This is a genomic window from Colwellia sp. MB3u-41 (genome assembly GCF_014076845.1).
In the GTDB taxonomy this organism is placed as follows: domain Bacteria; phylum Pseudomonadota; class Gammaproteobacteria; order Enterobacterales; family Alteromonadaceae; genus Colwellia_A.
Genome location: NZ_JACGUT010000068.1, coordinates 1 through 1,685 on the forward strand (window position 1 = coordinate 1; position 1,685 = coordinate 1,685).

At 51.0% G+C, this 1,685-nt stretch carries 1 rRNA gene; it reads right to left on the reverse strand.

The features are described 5' to 3' along the window. Positions 1 to 79: 79 nt before the first annotated feature. Positions 80 to 1,622: ribosomal RNA gene (locus H4J73_RS06720) — 16S ribosomal RNA — on the reverse strand. Positions 1,623 to 1,685: the final 63 nt, after the last annotated feature.

The following is a 1,685-nucleotide window of genomic DNA, read 5'->3' on the forward strand; positions in this document are numbered from 1 at the left end:
TTCTTCTAATTTGTTATCATGTAATTTGTGTAGACACTCGTGAAACCGAGGTTTCCATTAAACTGTTTTTACTTCAAGATAAGGAGGTGATCCAACCCCAGGTTCCCCTAGGGTTACCTTGTTACGACTTCACCCCAGTCATGAAACACAAAGTGGTGACCGTCCTCCCGAAGGTTAAACTAGCCACTTCTTTTGCATCCCACTCCCATGGTGTGACGGGCGGTGTGTACAAGGCCCGGGAACGTATTCACCGTAGCATTCTGATCTACGATTACTAGCGATTCCGACTTCATGGAGTCGAGTTGCAGACTCCAATCCGGACTACGACAAGCTTTGTGGGATTCGCTCCACCTCGCGGTATTGCTGCCCTCTGTACTTGCCATTGTAGCACGTGTGTAGCCCATCCCGTAAGGGCCATGATGACTTGACGTCGTCCCCACCTTCCTCCGGTTTATCACCGGCAGTCTCCTTAGAGTTCCCGCCATAACGCGCTGGCAAATAAGGATAGGGGTTGCGCTCGTTGCGGGACTTAACCCAACATTTCACAACACGAGCTGACGACAGCCATGCAGCACCTGTCTCACAGTTCCCGAAGGCACAAGTCTATCTCTAGTCTCTTCTGTGGATGTCAAGGGATGGTAAGGTTCTTCGCGTTGCATCGAATTAAACCACATGCTCCACCGCTTGTGCGGGCCCCCGTCAATTCATTTGAGTTTTAACCTTGCGGCCGTACTCCCCAGGCGGTCAACTTAATGCGTTAGCTCCGCTACCCACGGATCAAGTCCACAGACAGCTAGTTGACATCGTTTACGGCGTGGACTACCAGGGTATCTAATCCTGTTTGCTCCCCACGCTTTCGTGCCTCAGCGTCAGTATCTGTCCAGGTGGCCGCCTTCGCCACTGATGTTCCTTCCAATCTCTACGCATTTCACCGCTACACTGGAAATTCCACCACCCTCTACAGTACTCTAGTTTGCCAGTTCAAAATGCAGTTCCAAGGTTGAGCCCTGGGCTTTCACATCTTGCTTAACAAACCGCCTACGCACGCTTTACGCCCAGTAATTCCGATTAACGCTCGCACCCTCCGTATTACCGCGGCTGCTGGCACGGAGTTAGCCGGTGCTTCTTCTGTTGCTAACGTCATAGAATGCAGCTATTAACTACACCCCTTTCCTCACAACTGAAAGTGCTTTACAACCCGAAGGCCTTCTTCACACACGCGGCATGGCTGCATCAGGCTTTCGCCCATTGTGCAATATTCCCCACTGCTGCCTCCCGTAGGAGTCTGGGCCGTGTCTCAGTCCCAGTGTGGCTGATCATCCTCTCAAACCAGCTAGAGATCGTCGCCTTGGTGAGCCATTACCTCACCAACTAGCTAATCTCACTTGGGCTAATCAAATGGCAAGAGGTTCCGAAGAATCCCCCTCTTTGGTCCGTAGACGTTATGCGGTATTAGCAGTCGTTTCCAACTGTTGTCCCCCACCATATGGCATATTCCCAAGCATTACTCACCCGTCCGCCGCTCGTCAGCAGATAGCAAGCTATCTCTGTTACCGCTCGACTTGCATGTGTTAAGCCTGCCGCCAGCGTTCAATCTGAGCCATGATCAAACTCTTCAATTAAAAAATCGTTTGTGATGCTTAGTCGAAACCAAGACATCTGCTCAATGAATTCTGTCGTGTTAC